Raw genomic sequence first — 18,946 nt, forward strand, 5'->3', positions numbered from 1 at the left:
TCTGTCGCGTGGGCAGGGTACAAGGGCGCTTGTTAAGTCAAAAGACATCCAGCGCCTGTTTTTTAATGAGTAGGGGGTACTAAAGGTATATCCTAAATAATCCGAGCTGCGGGGAAGTCGATATTACCAGCCGCAGACGTTAGTATCTTCATCCGCATCGTAGCCACGTACGATATTAACCAGTTCTTTTACTGCGTCAGCCGAAATCGTCTTGTCTTTTAATTCTTCAAGTGCAGAAAAATCTTTGTCAACGGCCACGCCATTGTTATTATTCGTCACTGTCAGCAAAAAACCTTTTTTATTTCCGTTGGCTAAAGACAATTCATTAATCAATTCCTTAACGGCGCCAGCAGCAAAGTCTGGGACATAAAACGCCATCGGCTTAAGATAAACCTTCTCTGCTTTTTCATTATTGTCACGGTTCAACAGCGTTAATGAGTACCCTTTATTTTCAGTTGTCATTATATTTACCTCAACCTTCTATTAAAATTTTTGGATCGACATAAAAGTCTACGTTAAATAACGTATCACCAGATAGCGCTTCAATTCTGTGCCATTTCTCTGGAGGGAATACGCCAAATTGTCCGGCTTCGATAGTTAGCGTTTCGACAGGCTCAGGACTTGTCCCATCAGCGTAACCATAATAACGAATCGTCCCTTGCATCACGCACAAGCGTGGGTAGACGCCTTGCCGTGTTCCTGCGTCTAAATGGCGCTGCCAGATTGACGCTGGTGCAGTCTCTTTTGTCCAAAAGGGGGTTGTGCGGGTATGAACATAATTTGCAGGTATGACAATTCGTTCCATGTTTAAACCTCATACTTTACCCAGCCACATACGGGTTGGGAGGGGAAAAACCATATGATGCATATCATATACTCCTTTTAAGGCTTGTGAATTATTTTTTGCTAATTAATTTTTACAATGCCGAAACGCCTCGTAAAAGGGTGTTGAGGTAAAAACTAACACCAAGGAATAGTTACATTAAGTTATTTATTAAGAATCTACTTATTGGGGATGAGGTAATTATCAAAATATTTTCATCGGTACTCAGTTGTGGTTATTGTTAGTAAGGGAAGAAAAACCTACAATAATTTATTATCCGGCTCTGATATTGTTATCAATATTCCTGATTACAAACTGTGGGAGCAGGTTGAAGCGCTTGGTAAGTTGACTGGAAACGATACGCTATCTGAAAGCCAGATAAAATGGGGCGTTCAGGTATGTCACGATAAGTTCGCCAAAGTGGGTCTTCATACTGAAGCCTCTACCGATATTACGCCGCCTCGGGTGATTGAATGTCCTATTCAGACAGAATGTAAAACTGTTAGCACGACAGACAAAGGTCGTTTTATTCTGGTCGAATTGGACATTATCAATGTCTGGGTGGAGAGCGAATTATTAGGATCAAACGATGCTATCGACCCGTCGAAATGGAAACCTTTGATATATAACTTCCGCGAGTACGATACGACGGGTGATGCATTAGGTTTTAATTTTAAATACGGCCACTAATGCCATAGCGTAACGGTTGTCGCTGTATTAGCAAGTGGCAACCTCTCTCATTCCCTCTTTTCTGGAATTCCCAAATCTTCCTTCATTTTTTCCCTTCTTTTTTTACCAATTACCGAATTTCATTTTCTGTACTATCAAGCGTGTCACCCGTTGCAGTTACTGTTTTAGCAAATGCAGAGAATGGAAGCGAAAAAAAGACAAATAAGAGAGCTATGAAGGCTTTCATCGAAAGGGTACCCTTATATTAATAACAAGTTAAATAGATTCTTTTAGCCAATCTTCGACATTTTGAGTCTTAAGATTGTTCTTCGCATTATAGGTTTCACTCATTGGCCACCACATACCCTCACCTCGAGCGAAAGCGGTGCGGTAACGGAGCATCAGGTCATCAGGATTTAAACGCAGTTCATCGAAAAGCATTGGTAAGGTAAGTACCTTTCTGGTAAGTGACTGTTTAGTAAAATTATCAACCGTGTCGGCAAGCTTTCCGTACGAGATTGTTTCCCCTGCAATGAATACTACTTCGTTTATGATCCGAGGCTGATGTAAATAAATATCGGTAGTGAGTCGTCCAATATCAACGGGTGACGTCACGGTTACCTGGGTATCCCATCCCCCCAGAGCATTGATTGTTTTTTCAGCAAAATTAACAACATTGAAAGCAGGTTCAAAAAGAAAGCTCGTAAACATTCCGGTTGAAATAATTACCCATTCCGTTGTGTATTGTTCGCGTAGCATGTTTCTAACATCACATTGTTCATCCCAGACAGGCTGACCGCTTCCTTTGCCTACGACATCGTAATTAACGCCGAATTGCCAAGGGAAGTAACGCTTAACCTCCGCTGCCAGTACCGCCTGCGTGATCTTCAGTTGCGTACCGCTACCAGCAACAAATCCCATGCAATTTATGACAGTATCAAATGATTCAAACAGCGCTATTAACGACTCAGGCGTGGCCATTGTCATATCAACGGAAATAAATTTGGCGCCGTCCGAAGCATGTTTTTGATGACGATGAGAACGCAGTTGCCCCTGTTCATCTCTGGCGTTAGGCGAAACCATTACCGAGACAGTACCGTTACGCTGTTTTACGGCAGGTACAAGTGCGTTCAGCACTGCATTACCTAGTTGTCCCGCGCCGAGCACTAATACTTTTTCACCAGAATAAAAATCATGTTCTTGCATTTTGAGTCCTTATTGTATGAAGCAGTATGTCAACTGCAATGAAAGCAAGTTTACTGTTGCGAGACTCATTCGATAAGTATAAGGATACAGGTTAGACTGTTCGCATAAATGGGATAATTAGTCCGTTCATTAGTGTGGTGAAATATGGATAAGCTGGAATCAATGCAGGTATATGTTCATGTTGTCGATACGCATAGTTTCGCTAGGGCATCAGAAGTACTGGGTCTACCACGATCAACCGTATCCCGTGTCATTAAAGAGCTGGAAACGTATCTGGGACTTCAACTTTTGCAACGCACCACAAGAAAACTCAGTGTGACAACCGATGGATATCACTACTATGAAGAATGCAAAAGAATCCTCACTGATATCGCGACAATTGAATCTTCATTTCCTGGCAGGTCGGGTCAACCAAAAGGTCGCTTTAAAGTCGGCATGCCGCAATCCCTTGCTCGATATTGCATCATTCCCAGGATTCAGGAATTTCTGAGTCAGTATCCCGAACTGGAAATGATGCTCTGCTCAAGTGATAATGTTGAAGACATCATTCAGGAAGGTTATGACTGTGTTATCCGAACAGGAAGGGGAGAGGATTCAACCACTCTTGTTGCTCGCCCGCTTGCAAACTTTAAATGGATTGTCTTGGCATCTCCAAAGTATATTGATACGCATGGAAAACCAGAACACTTGGATGATTTAGAGAGCCACAACTCTGTGGGATATCTTAACCATCGTACCGGACGTACCACTGACTGGTTTTTTACGCTTGATGGTGCTGATCGGGCGATCCGTATGAAAGAGACATTTGTAGTAGATGATACTGATGCCTATATACAGGCAGGGGTTCAAGGCATGGGATTAATTCGTGTTGCGAGTTACTTGGTTTCTCCTTATTTGAAAAGCGGTGCTTTAATTACCTGCATGAATAATTTATCTTTTGATTTACCCTTGTCGTTGGTTTACCCGCAAAGTAGATATCTTCTCCCTTCAGTTAGATCCTTTTTTACTTGGAGCAAGGCAACGCTAAACCAATCGAATAGTGATTAATATTACTATATTTATAGTTTAAAAATATAATATCCCTGTAAGCATGAAGATAGATTATGATGCTAATTAAAGGCTTTAGGTAATAACATATTTACCTACGTCAATGATTAGGTGATGATTTTTTATCTAATGTAATTCTCCCAGTGAAGGAAAAAAGGTTAATGAATTGGCCAATAAATATGACTATCCATGCCCGTGCTGTGGTAAGCATGAGTTTGAGGCATTAGGTGAATATGACATTTGCTCTGATTGTGGATGGGAAGATGACCCTGTTCAGTCACGAGAACCAGACTATGCTGGCGGAGCAAACGAAATGAGCCTAAATGAAGCTAGGGAAGCCTTTAAGCATGGTCAAAAAGTCAAATGATGAAATACTCAAGGGAAATAATGAGTTATTCTTTATTCGATGTGATTTCTTTAAAAATAATTTTCCAGGTAAGGGATTAAAAAAAGGAATGCTAGGGGCTATTATTCACATTTATAACGAACCATCTCCTGAATATGAGATAGCGTTTTGTGATGATAATGGTGAGACACTAGTTTGTATCACATTGACACTAGACTGTTTCAGTGCGGTCAATTTTTGAGCTGTGTTATTAGAATCAAATGAATGATTTTCATTCGGTTGGCAGCCCCGAACTAACAAAGGCTGCCAATTGAATCTTTATCAGATCTCAAAATCTTCCAGCTTTTTACCGCTTTCAAGAGCAGCAGCAATCGCTTTAGGTGTACGGCCCTGACCCGTCCACTGCTTTTCGTTGCCATTTTCATCAGTATATTTGTATTTGGCAGGGCGAGGTTCACGTTTCGCTTTTCCTGATTTAGTAGCAGATACAGAGCCAAGCAGTTCAGCTGGATCGATACCATCTTCTAATAACTTAGCGCGTAAGGCTTCAATTTTAGCCTGACGCTCAGCGTTTTGTTGCTGGGCACTGGCTTCTTCTTCACGACGATCTTCAACAACCGTCGTGAGTTTTTCCAGCATTTCTTCCAACGTTGCCAGATCAAGTTCACGCGCTTGAGCACGCAGGGTGCGGATATTGTTTAATACTTTTAAGGCTTCACTCATCGTTTATTGTCCTGATGGTCATTAATTGAGATAATCATAAGACTTACGTTTTTGTTTGGCAACTTTAAAAAACAAAATAACCCCCAAAAACACGTGTCAACATAAAATAAATTGATTACCTCCTGAGTATACATTAATAAACTTCAGGAGATATCATGTTACTCAAAAAGACAAAGAATTATGTTTATTGGTCGCCAGTGGTTTTACAGCACAAGCATTATCAGCCGATAGCCTTTTTAAGGCTCTGGTAGGCAGTATCTATTCATTGAAGTATAGCCAAATTTATCGTGGTGCTCATGTTTTAACGTTAACCCTAAGCCATGTGCCATTAACACCGCCTGCGTCTGGAACTACATGTAACAGAAACACTGTTGTGGCTGATAAAACAACAGCATTATGTCAATCTGATGGTGATATCGTTCACTCCTCTGGTGGTTCTGCTGAAAAAACTCGTAAATATCTGCTATGAAATTTACAGAAAAGCCATGTAGACCAGAGAAAGCGAACAGTTATCGATTAAATAAGGATAAATATTATGATAAGGGTTTAACCGCTCTTTTGTTACTTTTGAACACTATCTGGCTAATAATATTAGACAGCACCTTCTTCTTTATGATAGGCCAGATGCAGTGTATTGGGCCTTTCCCACAAAATAAACAAGATCTCTTTTGCTTTGGGTTCACCCAGTTCAACAACGGCGTAAATTAATGTCTGGTAATGAATAAATAATGATTCCACCCAGATCAAAAATTATATACATGGTTATGCTTCGTTTTCTAACGGTAGAACTATATCCGGTAATAGGAGGGCAACTAAATCTCCTCTTCCTGTACAACCTCAAACAGTCTGAGAGTTCGTGGCGGCTAACAGCTTTTTTGCTTCATCTCGCCGTTGTCTTGCATCCGCCAGTGAAACAGCAGGGTAGACGCCGATGGAAAACACCTTCTGTTTTCCTTCGAAGCGATAGCCTAAATAGCTTTTCATAATACTGCTACACCCTTGCCTTTCCCGGGAAAGGCGAATCAGCCTCCATGAACTGGGCTACGTTCTGCAATAACTGCCACATGTAATGACAGTGATGATTTCGTGTTACCGTTTCATGCAACTTATGCCAGAGCCCTTCTATTCTGTTCAGACAGGGCGAGTAAGTCGGCAAAAACAGCAGGTTGAATTTCGGATTCTCTGCCAGCCAGCGCTGGGTTTCCTTACTTTTATGAATGATGTAGTTATCTACTATCAGTGTGATAATGCTGGCGTGCCGGTATGTGCGTTTCAGTTTAACCAACAGATTTATAAACAATTTTGATGTCTTCTTTATTCCGCCTACATAGGTCACCTTTCCTGTGTCCGCGTGCAGTGCGCCAGCCAGATAATGTTTCTGATTCTGGCCCGGCGTCACTATCCGTTTTTGGTTACCTTTCTGGCTCCACTCAGCGCCGATTTTCGGGTTGAGGGCAATATCAACCTCATCCTGATAAAACACGGGATGTTCCGAACTGTTGACAGCCAGCGCGGCTTGAATAGCGGTCATTTTTTCATCGTAATCTGGGTCGGAGAGCTTCAGTGTGGGGGCAGCCTGACGCCAGACAAGATCGGCCATCTTAACCCAGCGATACAGGGTACTTCATGAGGCATTAATGTTGAAAAAACCATTTATCTCCATGGTCAGCAATTCCAGACTCCAGCGCGAGCGTAGCCATCCGACATCCTGTGGCGAGTAATCAACCAGATGAGATAGCAGCGGCAATACAGGCTCTGGCGACCATTTCGGCGGTCGTCCTGCGGGTCGGCTTTCCAGTCCTTCGGCGCCACTTTGGGTAAACCAGTTTATCCAGCGTCCGACGGTGGAACGAGCAGCCTGAAGGTGTTTAGCCACATCGGAAACGGAGATGCCATCATCAAGCATTAGTAGAGCGGCAAGCCTGCGATAATGGTTCTTGTCGCGTGTCGTCTGCATGGTTTTCTGCATCAATTGACGCTCGTCGGGTTGGATAGGTGTTATGATCGGCATGACTCAGTCCGGTTGGTGATTTGGGATATTCAGCGATTGATCAGATCGCTCAACTTGGACTGAGTTCCCCCCAAGTGATGTGATGGACGTCCCTCCTCAACATAATCCTGCCACACTTATGTTGAGCCGTCCCATTTATAGAGGAACAACATCATGAACACGATAAAAGTCGTCGGTATCGATCTGGCTAAATCCGTTTTTCAGCTTTGTGTCTGGATGAATGATGGGACCGTTGCCTGGAATCGAAAAGTTTCTCGCAGCAAGCTGTTAGATACTGTTCGTCAATTCCCGCCGGATACACTTATCGCAATGGAAGCTTGTGCAACCTCGCATTACTGGGGGCGGACTTTCCAATCCATGGGATACGCCATCCGGCTCATTCCAACCCAACATGTAAAGGCGTTAACTCGTCATCAGAAAAATGATGCCAATGATGCTCTAGCAATATGTGAGACGGCATTTCGTCCGGGGATTCACTTTGTTGCTGTAAAAACTCTTGAGCAGCAAGATATCAAAGCGCTGCGTTGTGCCCGTCAGTTGATGGTCGAACAGCGCACCGCCGCCGCCAATCAAATTCGTGCTCTGGCCGCTGAGCAGGGCTTCGAGTTCCCGGTTGGGATACACACTTTGCAACAGCGATTACCCGATTTGATTGAAGATGCGGAAAAGCCTGTGTCTCCGGTATTACGCCATTTGCTTTCCACTTTATTGGAAAACATCCACACACTGAATGAATATATTCGTTCAACAGAATATGAAATCGCAGCATTGTGTCAACAGCAACCCCGGTATCGAGCACTGATGACTATACCGGGTGTTGGCCCGCTCATCGCCGCCGCTTTTTTAAGTGAGGTTGATGCAGAACAATTTGCTAACGGAAGACAACTTTCCGCCTGGTGTGGTCTGGTTCCCCGGCAACATAGTTCCGGCGGGAAACACATCCTCACTTCGATGACTAAAAATGGTAACTGCGACCTTCGGACACTCATCATTCATGGAGCCAGAGCGGTCATGCGCTGTGCCCAAAAGCGGGATGACCGTCTTGGAAGATGGCTTAATCATGTCACTGAGCGACGGGGAAAAATGAAAGCCACCGTGGCGCTGGCAAATAAGTTAACACGTATTGTCTGGCGGTTGCTGTCTGAACCGGTTGATTTCAATATGGATAAGGCATTTGCGATGAAGTAATGATTTAGTTCGGCACAAAGTAAAAGATTTCCTGAGTTTGCAGGCACTGATGAGAAAACGGTAAACCAACCCTGTAATAACCTGAAGTAGATCCAGGTAGAAAATACCGGTCAAGTGATAAGGAAACAGGGTGCGGATGACATCATGGCGCGGGAAAATTTTCCCAAAAAGACGCCGGATATATGACAGCAAACCGTATCACGTCAGTACTTGTACGCCACGGGACGTCCATATATGATCTATTATTTCGGAAAGCTATTTAGGTTCGGTAAGCCAATACAAAATGAACTCCGTATAAAATCAGGTTCAGCAGAAAAAGCTTTTATAATCTATCTATAGGAATAATATAATTTTCACCAGTCACTCGTCGATGAAATATAAAGGATCGCTGTAGAGGGCCTGCCAGTAAGTATATCTTTTGCGAAAATAATCACGCAACAATAGTGGTTGCTGGTTTTCTATTTTAAGGATTTCATTCTCTGCGGCCCCGTCCAGTTTTAGCCACGCAGCCTCGTAGGCAGCCATATCAGCGACAATGCGGTGTTGTTGGCTCACTGATATTGGCATATATTTATTCATGATATAACACGCAATGTATTTTATAAATGTCGTTTGGGGTGATTTTGTTATTTGTAATAATAGTAGAGAGCCCTCTTTATATAATAATCCAAAAGCGATGTAGCTGATAAAAGTGAAAATCCAAGTGCTACTCAGATTATTTTTATAATCTATGTTCTTCGGAAAGATCTTGGTTGATATTAGTGGTTAGCTTGCATTCTGGTCACAGGCTGGCATATTATCAGGCCGGCGATGTTAATTTATTTAAATAAACTAAATATGCGACATGTCGAGCGTGTCATTACGACTGACATGTCACAGTTTATAAACTAGAATATATATTTCACGCCAACAGTCGCCCGGCTATCACTGTAGCTCTTATCGCCAATTTGTTGTCCAATTGTTCCCCATAAATTGAAGTTATTATGCAGTTTTGCTTCTACACCAGTTTTTACTTCTCCAATATTATGTGCTCCGTTCATCTCAGCAGTATAACCATTGCTGGCGACGCCATAGTTTTTACTGTTATAAATCCAGTTGGCTTCGATGAAAGGTTCAAATACAAGACCCGTGCCTTTATCCGCGCTGCTTGTGCCTTTTAAATACGTCCTCATGCCGAGACGAGTCTGGACATTGTCGTCACCTTTGCTGGCGATGGTCGTTCCATCGTTCAACTGAGTATCGTCAGCTTCCACACCCATATAAGTGACCTGAAGAGAGGGGGCGACGTAGAGGTTTGAATTGGTATAGGTCGCTACCGGAAGAGTATAGCCCCCCTCAACAGAGGCTGTGATGCCCTTCGCGTCGTAGCTGATGCTTCCCTCATCGTTGCTTTTAACCGTGTTATTGAACCTGTTATAGAGCGCCCAACTGTCTACAAAGAACCCGGTCTTTTCGAGGTCGTTTTGATACCAGGTACCGTATAAGCCAGCGCTGTAACCGCTCACTTCGCTTTTCGCGCTTAAGCCTGTCTGACTGGCATTCGTACTGCTTTTCTGATTACCATATCCGCCCATTACGCCGATACGTAAACTGCCCTGATTGCCATCGTTCCATTGGCCGATATCACCGCCAATCTGTAGCACATAGCGATTAGCGGTGGTTTTTAAACCGCCATCCATAGAGAAACGGTTGTGCCCACCGGTATTACGGATCCATAAGCTTGTGGTCATTAACTTGCCCGTTTGAGGCTCAATGTAACGGGTCTCACCCAGCCGGTCATGTAGCGAGGTATTGAACAACGTATTATTTGCATGGATATTGCTGGTAAAACCGCCAATTTCCGGGCGGTAACCCGCAGAATCCAGATAGACACCGTCGGTTTTTTGATCAAGCTTATAATCAAAAAGACCCGCCGAGATTCGGTTTCCCTGAATGAAGGTCGCATTTTGATCCTGAGCGTAAGAGATGATTTGGATCCCGTCTTCTGACTGACCGCCCTTACCATTCTCATTATTGACGATGACAGTCGATGTACCGGTAGCTGCGCCCCTGATCTCCAGTTTATCGGTCAGGGAGTCGTCGCCACCCAGTACGGCACCGAGAGAAATGACGCTGTTTTGTTTGCCATCGTAACTGGCTACCGAAAGCGTGTTTCCAGCACTGTGCGAGGTTGGGTTAAGAATAAGAATATTGTTATTTACGAAATGGGTATTGAGACTGGTTAACCCGCCATCTTTGACGGTATAGATTGCATTGTTTGTCAGGGTAAAGGTTTCACTGGAATCAATATCCCCGCTGATAGCGCCTGAGTTGATTAACTCGCCGTTGAAATTGCCCAGAGAAAGTCCGTCATTTATTACACCAGTATTATTAAACTCCCCGTCTATTTCTCCTGTGTTTTTGAACCCGCCATTGATAACGCCGCTATTGACAACCCCATCTTTTATTGTGCCACTATTTAGTATTCCATTTTCAACGGTACCGGTATTGACTAAGTTGCCGTCTATTTGTTTCTTATTAAAGATGCCATTTTCAATTTTCCCAGAGTTAGTCACGCTACCGGAAATCTGAGCATTATTGACGAGAGAACCCAAAACAGTACCGGTGTTGGCAATGCCGTTTTCTTTACCACTGATCTTGCCGCTGTTTATCAGATTACCTTTGATAATACCATCGTTCTCAATTGATTGGTTAACCGTCCCTTTGTTTTCAATATCATTAACGACGATGCCTTTATTAAGAATGCTACCGACCGCACCGTTGTTTTGAATAACGTTAACCTGACCATTTTCAGCGTCATCGCCATTAATAATTGAGTTTGTTATAACTCCATTATTTAATATCCCACCATTAATCAATCCCGAATTCTGGATACTATCAGCTGTCCCGCTTTGAGCTACGAAATAATTTCCCTGCAATGCTGCATCTTTCTTGATAAGCGTTGCTTCGAGATTGCCGTAGTTAGTAATGACGTTAGCAAGTTCAGTCGATTTTCTGGGGTTAATAGCCATTCCATCAGAGTTAAATTTAAGTTCTGATTTTGTAATGCCGTATTTTGTGCCAGAATCAATTTCTACAGCGCCAATTTTTGCTGATGACAGGTTTACCAGATAATGGTCGGATTTATTAAACTGACCGTTGATATCGTTTTTACTATTTGTGAGAAATGTGTCAGCAGAATGATCATTATAAACACTCTGTATCAGATATTGATCCGATTTGCCATTTTCGAGGAATTGATTTGCAGCATGCACTTGCGCTGTCACTGTAAGTGTTATCGAAACCGCCACTAACTTTTTCTTGAATTTCATATTTTTCTCCTGAGAACACCATTATCAATGAGAAACTGTTTAATAACTTTCAGAACAGACGGAACTAACCAAAATCATCATAATAATATATCGGGCTGTCATGACATGAGCATATGAGTGCGCCTCACTTTATTTTTTAAATAGCATAAATATGGCGCTGTCTTATTTAAGTTAAGAATAACCTTAAGGTAATATTCAAATTGTTCGCATGTCAAATGAACGCGTAATTTCCATTTGTAACATTTGATTCTTCTGCACAAAAAAAATGCATTGGAAATAATTTTCTTGCTTATTAATTGAGATTGAATAGCAGTTTTATCCATATTTAAAGCATTTTATTTTATCTCGAAAACCCGCAAGTAAATGAAAATGCACAATGTTTTACACCTCTATGTTGTTTAATTTTTGTTCGGTTTTGTTAATTTTATGTGAGATATATTCTTACACATAACTGGTTTTTTTTTGAGCGATGAAGGGAGAGCCCTGAAATTTAATAAGCTGGAAATTTTCTTTTGCATGGCTTTTGGAGAGCGACCACGGCTTACTCAGTCAGTGAACCCTGTAAGGTAGCAGGCTGCAAACAGGAGTTGCCATGGCGGCTACCTGACCTGAGGAAGGTTAAACAATGCATAAATAAAAGAAGCGATACAATGTCCGGGAAGCTGGATCCGTCTAAGCCCTATATTCTTGAGCGTGTTGCTGCTGCCAGATCCCATTGGATACCGGCCAGCGTTATGCTGAGTGAGATCCAACTTCGCGGGTACTCCGGTGGATACAGCATGTTGACGGCTTTCTTGCTTCCGCTTAAGCAACAGCCGAACGATCCCGTCATGCGTTTTGAGACGCAGCCCGGCGGGCAGATGCAGGTCGATTTTACGGTGATCAGGCAGGGCCGGAATCCGTTGCTGGCATTTGTCGCGACGCTGGGCTGGAGTCGGGCAACCTTTGTACGCTTTTATCCCCGCCAGAATACGGCGGCATGGTGTGATGGCATTGAACAGGTACTTCTGGCCTTTGGTGGAACACCGAAGCACCTGCTGTTTGATAATGCCAAGACCATTATTCTTGAACGTGACGTTTATGGTGAAGGCCGTCACCGGTGGAACCCGCCATTACTGGCTCTCGCCGAGAAGTACGGTTTTACACCCCGGGTGTGCAGGCCTTATCGCGCAAAGACCAAGGGTAAAGTTGAACGATTCAACCGCTATCTGAAGCATAGCTTTGTCGTCCCACTGGGTATTGAGTTTTCTGCGTCTATCCTGACTGGCTTTCTCATTCCGTTTAAAAGGAATGACTGACTTTATTCCCTTAACCTTCAAATAAATACGAAGGCTTTTCCCTGAGTATCCCTTATCCGCCAGTACAGCTTTTGGACGCGATTTCAGACACCCATTTTTACGAATAACACCAACTCGGTTGAGCAGGTCTTTTGCATACTGGCTTTCGTGGGCTTGCCCACCGCTCAGACAGAAACTTAATGGCAATCCGGTGCCATCTGTCGCCAGATGGATTTTGGTGCCAAAGCCGCCGCGAGAGCGACCCAGCCCATGATCGTCGAGTTCATCGGGATGTTTTTTTTGGCTCCCGCAGCGGCTTTCAGGGCTCGAATATTACTGCCATCAAGCGCGATGACATCCCAGTCAATCAGTGCTTTTTCATCCAGAATTTGAAGTAGCTTATTGAAAAGGCAGTTCATTACTCCGGTTTTTGACCACCGGTTAAAGCGGTTGTAAATCGTTTTCCAGTGGCCATAGCGTTCGGGTAAATCTCTCCACGGTGCTCCAGAACAAAGAACCCAAAATATGCCATTCATGACATGCCTGTGCGCAAGATAAGGCCGTCCCCCTTTAGCTGAACCTCTCTCAGGTGGCAGCATGGGGGCAATCAGAAACCATGCATCATCAGGGAAATCGTAACGAGCCAAATTGAAGGACTCTTTGTGGTTAAACTATGCTTCGTATTGTACAAAAAATAGTTACGGGACACAGCCTAAAGTCACTTTCCCAGTCAGTTTTAAATTCATTTATTACTCCTCAAATTAAGCATAGTTAATATCATAGCGCTGAGTGACATGGCATAATCAAGGCGATTTGGTGAGTTGAGTAGCGCCCCATCATCTGAACTGGGGCAGGGCGAATTTGTATTTGTGGACAGTGCATAGCCACAGGCTACCGGGAAGTACACGTCGAACAACGATCAGAAGCTATATGTCACCTTCAGGCTGCCAGTGGGCGATGTTTTTCGTTGAACAATTGGACTATTTCGTGCGTCACCAGCCAACTGCGTAAAACCTGCTGCGGCAACTACGCTCCAGTCTTGATTAAGCTTGTGCGTCCAGTCCATATTCAGTGAATAGGCATAAATTCCAGACTTGGCATCATATCGAGTAAACCCCGATGCGGCCGACTGTGAAGCACTGACTCCGTAGTAAGTCTGCATGTACTTACTGGTTCCCCAACTACTGGTCAGCGCCAGCGTCACAGAGTTTTTCGAGGACGTATAAAGCGGGCTGACAATGCTGAAATGCAGGACCTCACCATTGCTTCGCTGAGAAACCGGTACCTCAGCCTGCAATTGCAAATTAAGCCAGTCGGTTACCTCGTATCCCATGCCAGGCACAACGATAGCGGAGCCTTTAACGTCACCCATACCGCGCAGGTAGTCGCTACCGTAGCTGAGCGAGTCGCTGTCCACGTCATGATCCTTTCGGCCTGTGCGATAACTTAGCGCAGCGCTGTAATCAAATCTGCCGATGTTGTTACCGTAACCGATACCACGCGTGGAGCTGACGAAGAAACCATTTACCATCGAGTAATCAATCACCAAGGCCGTCGTGACTCGGCTTTCATCCGAACCAGAATAACGTGGCGCAACATCCACGCCTCCCCCCAGGGTCAACTCGTTGCCCTGTTTCTGTTCAGCTGCCAGTACTGGCGTTGCCAGTAACGCCAGGATAAATCCTGATAACAATTTTTCCAGGGTATGCCCCGGGAGTGAAGGGAGGAACTTATGACTCAGCTCGATATTTCTCATTAAGGAAGTCCTTGTGGATTCAACTGACGACGATACAGGCGGTTTTAAACGCCAGAACGCTCAGTGTGAATGCTGACCCTGAAGTTCTCATGAGCCAAAAATGAAGAAATACTGAAGTAAGTACCCGTTCTGCAAACCTGATAGATTTACTGATACCGTTTTTTTCTTCAGACGTTCTTCATTCACTGTTGATAAAGTCACTATTGTGAAAATTCTCCTAATTGAAGACGACATCGATCTCGGCAATGGCGTACGTATAGCCCTTACAGACCAGGGATTAGATGTCATATGGGTTCGCCGAAAAGTGGATGCTCTGCATCAACTCGATGTCTGCGTGCCAGAACTTGTCTTGCTCGACCTCGGCCTGCCCGACGGTGATGGCATGAGCCTGATGGCGCGTCTGCGTCACCAGTTCAAGGGGATCCCCGTCATCATCCTGACTGCCCGGGGCACTCTGCAAGACCGCTTGACTGGTCTGGATGCCGGTGCAGACGACTATCTCGTCAAACCTTTTGTTCTCGCCGAGTTACTGGCCAGGGTGAGGGCACTTGTGCGGCGCAGTTACGGTTTTCAGAATGAGGTGATAGAGATTCGAGGGCTATCTCTCCATGTGCCGACTCGTCGCGTGACCGTGAGCGAAAGGCATGTTGATTTGACGGCAAGTGAATACGCGCTGCTTGAAACGTTAATGTTGCGTGCTGACCGTGTTATGACACGTAGTTTTCTGGAAGAAAGAATCTTCGGTGCAAAAGAAAATATGAGTAATGCGCTCGATGTACATATGGGAAATTTGCGTCGCAAAATCGGTGACAGCTATGTGCGAACGGTGAGAGGTGTTGGGTTTGTCATTGATACCGTACCCATTCAGAAGGGGGAGGTTGATGCGTAATTTTTGGCACTATCTGAGAATCCCAACGCTAGTACGGCGAATTATGATCGCCCAGATGCTATTACTCACGCTGATTTGGTGTATTTTTCTGACCTACATTTTATGGGATAACTTGCGTAGCCCTCCAATGCTATCAGGCAGCAAAACCTATGAAACCATTCTGACACTGGTGGATCGTATGGGGGATCGTCCGCACGATCTCACCGATGTGCTGGAAAAATTCAGCAAGGCATTGCGGGAAGGCTATGGCGGAGGCGAAGACCCAAAAATGTCAATCAGCCTAATCGTTCGCAAGAATAAAGAGATAATTTATTCATCTGATGGCGCTCCGGTAGGAGTGGCAAACACCGGTTATGGGATGATTCAAAGCATTCAGAGTAACGGTCGCACTTGGACTAGCCGTACTCTGAAGTCTAGGAGCTCCGACACAGAGGTGACACTGCTCACTCCTGCTGGCGGTTGGAACTTCTTCATATACCTGAACTCGCGCGGATATTACATATTACCGCTGCTAGTATGTATTCCCTTTCTGTTGTTTCCAGCGTGGCTGTCAATCCGCATTGCAATGCGTCCTTGGAACAAGGTGGCAAATGAAGTTTCCTTACGAACACCAGAAGATATTTCTCCCTTAAAAGTAGTGCCAAAGCATAAGGAGCTTCGCCAAATAGTTGACGCGATTAATATATTCCTTGCTAGGGTGAGAGAAAGCACTGAAAGGGAACGGACTTTCATTGCCGATGCCGCTCACGAGTTGCGTACTCCGCTGGCTGCAATGCGAGTCAATGTTGAGGCTTTGCAGTCCGATGTAAGCAACTTTAGTCAACAGGAATTGCTTGCAGGGATTATTCGTAGCAATAGCCGTGCTGCTCGTCTCGTCAATCAGTTGCTGCTGCTGATGCACAGTGAAGCGCCCATTGACACTGTTATGGAGCCTGTGCCGCTGACGACGCTCATACAAGAGCGAATGGCTGAGTTATCACCGCTAGCGGCTGAGAGCCGGATTGAGCTTGAATTCTACTTTCATGATGAAGTCTGGATTACAGGGGTCAGGGAACGGCTGATGTCGCTAATCGACAACTTAATTGAAAATGCTGTGAAGTACAGTCCTGAGGGCGGGCGGGTTGAGGTAGAAGTACGATTGTCAGATAAATCCACTCAATTGCGTATCTCAGATGCAGGGCCCGGGATCATGGTTGAATTGAGGGAACGGGTATTCGACAGATTTTTTCGTGATCCCAATCAGATACAAAGCGGGAGTGGATTGGGGCTTGCAATAGTCAAAGCGGTTGCGCAGCAACACAACAGCAGTGTTTTGCTAAGTACGTCTGCAGAAGGCGGGCTCATGGTTATTGTTGATATCCCAAATCACAATTCCGTCTGAAAGAGAACGCAATTTTAGTCCCCATCCTGCCCAGGACATTTACCAGAATAATGGAGCATAAATTGAAATATTTGGCCCTGGCTACAATATTATTTTCTCTATCACTTAGCGGATGCGCCATCACCGTCAGCGATTTAAAAAACAGCAAATCCTCCTTAGACGGGAGTTTCATTAGCAAGACGGGGTCCTCCGATACTTATAGAACCCTAAGGTATATGGCAAGGCAGTGTCTGGAATATGAGTCATATTCAGGAAATCCGGTCATCGTATTTAGCGAGTTTGACGGTGAGCGTAAAGAAGGTGAGATCACTCAAAAATTTCTTTCAGAAGGACTGTTGATCAACAACACGCTAATTCAGATTGAAAGTCATGATGGTGACAAAGCTAAGATCAGCCTGTACACAACCAAGAATATTTTGAGTACGGGCATCAGGTCGCCAAAAGTGAGTGATATTAAGCGTTGGGCTGATGGCGATAGAATTTGCTAACACGACACTCTCGTACAACTCTGACCCTGACCCAAAATCCTGCTCCATTCAGAAACAGAATTCCGGCATGATAAACACTCCCTGAAAGGAGGTGGTGCCGATGAAAAAGTCACGATCCACCTAAGAGCAGATTGTCTTTGCCCTGAAGCAGGCCGAACTGGGGACGTCCGTGCCGGACGTCTGCCGCAAGCTGGGCATTTCGGATGCCACTTTCAATACGTGGCGTAAAAAATACGGCGGCATTTCTCCTTCGGAGCTGAAGCATATGCGGCAGCTCGAAGAAGAAAATCTGCGGCTGAAGAGGCTGGTTGCAGACCTCAGCCTCGATAAGGCCATGTTGCAGGACGTGCTGGCAAAAAAGAGCTGACGCTGGCACGCCTGCGCGAATGGGTTAGGGATTTACAGGCCCGATACGATGCCAGCGAAAGACAAATCTGTTTTGCGCTGCGGGTCAGCCTCAGCTCGCTCAGGTATCGTTCTGTTGCTGCCGATGACAGTGCGCTGCGCCTGCGCATCCGCATTTCCGTAATGTAATTGGCGACTGAAAGTAAATAGAGAAATGAATGCTGCCATTAATGCATTCCTGTAAATGTCACTTTTTTAGTTTTCAGTCCTTTTTTATTTATCACGCCGACTGCTTCACGGATAGTCAGCCAGTCAGGCGAACTATAGTTTGTATTTGATAGCGTTTGTTTTTTGATATAGTGGTTCTCCTCTATTTCTATTGTTTTTAAAAAATGCCATGAATTTCCCAGTTAAATTTATTTCATGGTGCCGGTATCTATTACGTTATGAAGTTTAGATTATATTAGCTTTGGGGGCTTCTTAGCGTTTCAGACCCCCCATGTCCGGCCTCATGTTTCGCAGTGGTTGAAAAGAAGAGCAAATACCCAGTTAAACTAATTCAATACTCAAACATTATTTGAGTTGAATGGACGAGATTACATAAATCTGTCTGCTCCGCCTGATGCTTCGATTGTCTGTCCAGTAACAAACTGATTCCTTCCAGAAAGCAGGAACGCAGTAATCGCAGCAATATCTTCAGGAAGTCCAAAGCGGCCCACAGGCGTTTTCTCTTTACCCAGTAATGCCATTACCTCTTCGTCTGTTCTGTCATCCAGTTCAGGACGACGATTGCGGACATTCGGTAGCATATTCTGCGCCCAATTATCCGTCGCAACAGCGCCTACGCCGACAGCATTGACCAGAATGCCATCTGGAGCCACGCTCAGTGCTAAACTACGTGTCAGGTTGTTGATAGCGGCGCTTAGTGCGTGTGAAACAGTAAGTTGCGGATTAGGATAGATACCGCCAATGGATGAGATATTGACAATACGCCCCCAGTTTCGTTTCTGCATCCCCGGGATGATTGCCTTACAAAAACGTCGCATGGCGGAGAATTTGGTCTCAGTCATTATCTGCCAGTCTTCTTCCGAAGTGGTTAACAGCGTGCCCGCATGGGCTCTTCCGGCATTGTTCACCAGTAAATCTATACGCTGAAAAGCCTTTTCCGCTTGTTCAACCACTAAAGAAGGTAGTTTGGGATCAGTTACATCCCCGGCAACAGGCAGCACCGAAACACCGTATTTCTCTGAGATTTTTTTCGCAGCAAGAATCAGCTCAGGTTCTCGTCTGGCCACCATGACTAAATGCACACCATTCACGGCCAATTCTTCACAAATGCTGAAACCAATTCCGGTACTGGCTCCAGTTACCAGAGCCACTTTTCCAGTCAGTTTTAAATCCATTTGTTGCTCCTCAAGTTAAGCACAGTAAATAACATGAGCAGTATTAGTAACAAATCTCTTTTTCAGGAGCTTGTGCATCAGAA

At 44.6% G+C, this 18,946-nt stretch carries 15 protein-coding genes and 6 pseudogenes; 10 read left to right on the plus strand and 11 right to left on the minus strand.

The window, feature by feature from the left end; translation table 11 throughout:
• Nucleotides 1-123 precede the first annotated feature (123 nt).
• Nucleotides 124-462, minus strand: coding sequence for a DUF1869 domain-containing protein (locus AACH44_RS06705; protein WP_261849920.1), 339 nt, complete (start codon nucleotides 460-462; stop codon nucleotides 124-126).
• A gap of 10 nt (nucleotides 463-472) precedes the next feature.
• A complete protein-coding gene (locus AACH44_RS06710; RefSeq protein WP_261849921.1) occupies nucleotides 473-805 on the minus strand; it encodes a DUF1971 domain-containing protein in 333 nt (110 codons plus the stop codon).
• A 258-nt stretch (nucleotides 806-1,063) separates the two neighbouring features.
• Here AACH44_RS06710 and AACH44_RS06715 point away from each other — a divergent pair.
• Nucleotides 1,064-1,513 (plus strand): annotated as a pseudogene (locus tag AACH44_RS06715) (flavin reductase family protein); the annotation flags it as partial.
• 255 nt (nucleotides 1,514-1,768) lie between these two features.
• On the opposite strand, the gene AACH44_RS06720 reads toward AACH44_RS06715, so the two are convergent.
• The gene (locus tag AACH44_RS06720) at nucleotides 1,769-2,698 is read right to left on the minus strand and encodes an aromatic alcohol reductase (RefSeq protein ID WP_338659529.1); all 930 of its coding nucleotides are present in this window, start codon (nucleotides 2,696-2,698) and stop codon (nucleotides 1,769-1,771) included.
• A gap of 144 nt (nucleotides 2,699-2,842) precedes the next feature.
• Here AACH44_RS06720 and AACH44_RS06725 point away from each other — a divergent pair, with 144 nt between their 5' ends.
• The 3 genes from AACH44_RS06725 to AACH44_RS06735 all read left to right on the plus strand — a co-directional run bounded on the left by AACH44_RS06725 (nucleotide 2,843) and on the right by AACH44_RS06735 (nucleotide 4,332).
• On the plus strand, nucleotides 2,843-3,745 hold the full coding sequence (locus AACH44_RS06725) for a LysR family transcriptional regulator (RefSeq protein ID WP_338659530.1): 903 nt from the start codon (nucleotides 2,843-2,845) through the stop codon (nucleotides 3,743-3,745).
• Nucleotides 3,746-3,911: 166 nt separating this feature from the next.
• Nucleotides 3,912-4,112 (plus strand): CPCC family cysteine-rich protein, encoded by a 201-nt coding sequence (locus tag AACH44_RS06730; RefSeq protein WP_261849925.1) that lies wholly within the window; start codon nucleotides 3,912-3,914, stop codon nucleotides 4,110-4,112.
• The gene (locus tag AACH44_RS06735; protein ID WP_261849926.1) at nucleotides 4,069-4,332 is read left to right on the plus strand and encodes a DUF4926 domain-containing protein; all 264 of its coding nucleotides are present in this window, start codon (nucleotides 4,069-4,071) and stop codon (nucleotides 4,330-4,332) included. Before AACH44_RS06730 ends, AACH44_RS06735 begins: the two co-directional genes overlap by 44 nt.
• An 80-nt stretch (nucleotides 4,333-4,412) precedes the next feature.
• Here the strand turns inward: AACH44_RS06735 and AACH44_RS06740 are convergent, their stop codons facing one another.
• From AACH44_RS06740 to AACH44_RS06750, 3 genes and pseudogenes are all read right to left on the minus strand, one after another.
• Nucleotides 4,413-4,814, minus strand: coding sequence for an H-NS family nucleoid-associated regulatory protein (locus AACH44_RS06740; protein WP_261849927.1), 402 nt, complete (start codon nucleotides 4,812-4,814; stop codon nucleotides 4,413-4,415).
• An 861-nt stretch (nucleotides 4,815-5,675) separates the two neighbouring features.
• Nucleotides 5,676-5,786: pseudogene (locus tag AACH44_RS06745) on the minus strand (Arm DNA-binding domain-containing protein); the annotation flags it as partial.
• A 19-nt stretch (nucleotides 5,787-5,805) separates the two neighbouring features.
• A pseudogene (locus tag AACH44_RS06750) lies at nucleotides 5,806-6,825 on the minus strand (IS630 family transposase).
• A 153-nt stretch (nucleotides 6,826-6,978) separates the two neighbouring features.
• Between AACH44_RS06750 and AACH44_RS06755 the strand changes: the two are divergent.
• Nucleotides 6,979-8,013 (plus strand): IS110 family transposase, encoded by a 1,035-nt coding sequence (locus AACH44_RS06755; protein ID WP_261850241.1) that lies wholly within the window; start codon nucleotides 6,979-6,981, stop codon nucleotides 8,011-8,013.
• Between the two features lie 360 nt (nucleotides 8,014-8,373).
• On the opposite strand, the gene AACH44_RS06760 is transcribed toward AACH44_RS06755, so the two are convergent.
• Nucleotides 8,374-8,580, minus strand: coding sequence for a hypothetical protein (locus AACH44_RS06760; protein ID WP_338659531.1), 207 nt, complete (start codon nucleotides 8,578-8,580; stop codon nucleotides 8,374-8,376).
• A gap of 320 nt (nucleotides 8,581-8,900) precedes the next feature.
• Complete coding sequence (locus AACH44_RS06765; protein ID WP_261850202.1) at nucleotides 8,901-11,324, minus strand: autotransporter outer membrane beta-barrel domain-containing protein; 2,424 nt, start codon at nucleotides 11,322-11,324, stop codon at nucleotides 8,901-8,903.
• Nucleotides 11,325-11,983: 659 nt separating this feature from the next.
• Here AACH44_RS06765 and istA point away from each other — a divergent pair.
• A pseudogene (istA, locus tag AACH44_RS06770) lies at nucleotides 11,984-12,559 on the plus strand (IS21 family transposase); the annotation flags it as partial.
• A gap of 3 nt (nucleotides 12,560-12,562) precedes the next feature.
• On the opposite strand, the pseudogene AACH44_RS06775 reads toward istA, so the two are convergent.
• Nucleotides 12,563-13,248 (minus strand): annotated as a pseudogene (locus AACH44_RS06775) (IS5 family transposase); the annotation flags it as partial.
• 272 nt (nucleotides 13,249-13,520) lie between these two features.
• Complete coding sequence (locus AACH44_RS06780) at nucleotides 13,521-14,357, minus strand: MipA/OmpV family protein (RefSeq protein ID WP_261847782.1); 837 nt, start codon at nucleotides 14,355-14,357, stop codon at nucleotides 13,521-13,523.
• A 205-nt stretch (nucleotides 14,358-14,562) separates the two neighbouring features.
• Between AACH44_RS06780 and AACH44_RS06785 the strand changes: the two genes are divergently transcribed.
• The 4 genes and pseudogenes from AACH44_RS06785 to AACH44_RS21200 form a co-directional block, all read left to right on the plus strand.
• Complete coding sequence (locus tag AACH44_RS06785; RefSeq protein ID WP_261847783.1) at nucleotides 14,563-15,246, plus strand: response regulator; 684 nt, start codon at nucleotides 14,563-14,565, stop codon at nucleotides 15,244-15,246.
• Nucleotides 15,239-16,627: a sensor histidine kinase gene (locus tag AACH44_RS06790; RefSeq protein ID WP_261847784.1), complete on the plus strand. Its 1,389-nt coding sequence runs from the start codon at nucleotides 15,239-15,241 to the stop codon at nucleotides 16,625-16,627. The genes AACH44_RS06785 and AACH44_RS06790 overlap by 8 nt, the downstream gene beginning before the upstream one ends.
• 50 nt (nucleotides 16,628-16,677) lie before the next feature.
• A complete protein-coding gene (locus AACH44_RS06795; RefSeq protein ID WP_261847785.1) occupies nucleotides 16,678-17,115 on the plus strand; it encodes a hypothetical protein in 438 nt (145 codons plus the stop codon).
• Nucleotides 17,116-17,245: 130 nt separating this feature from the next.
• Nucleotides 17,246-17,634 (plus strand): annotated as a pseudogene (locus AACH44_RS21200) (transposase); the annotation flags it as partial.
• Between the two features lie 422 nt (nucleotides 17,635-18,056).
• Here AACH44_RS21200 and AACH44_RS06810 read toward each other — a convergent pair.
• Nucleotides 18,057-18,863 (minus strand): SDR family NAD(P)-dependent oxidoreductase, encoded by an 807-nt coding sequence (locus AACH44_RS06810; protein ID WP_261847787.1) that lies wholly within the window; start codon nucleotides 18,861-18,863, stop codon nucleotides 18,057-18,059.
• Between the last annotated feature and the right edge of the window lie 83 nt (nucleotides 18,864-18,946).

The sequence above is a fragment of the Pectobacterium araliae genome, from assembly GCF_037076465.1.
GTDB lineage: Bacteria > Pseudomonadota > Gammaproteobacteria > Enterobacterales > Enterobacteriaceae > Pectobacterium > Pectobacterium araliae.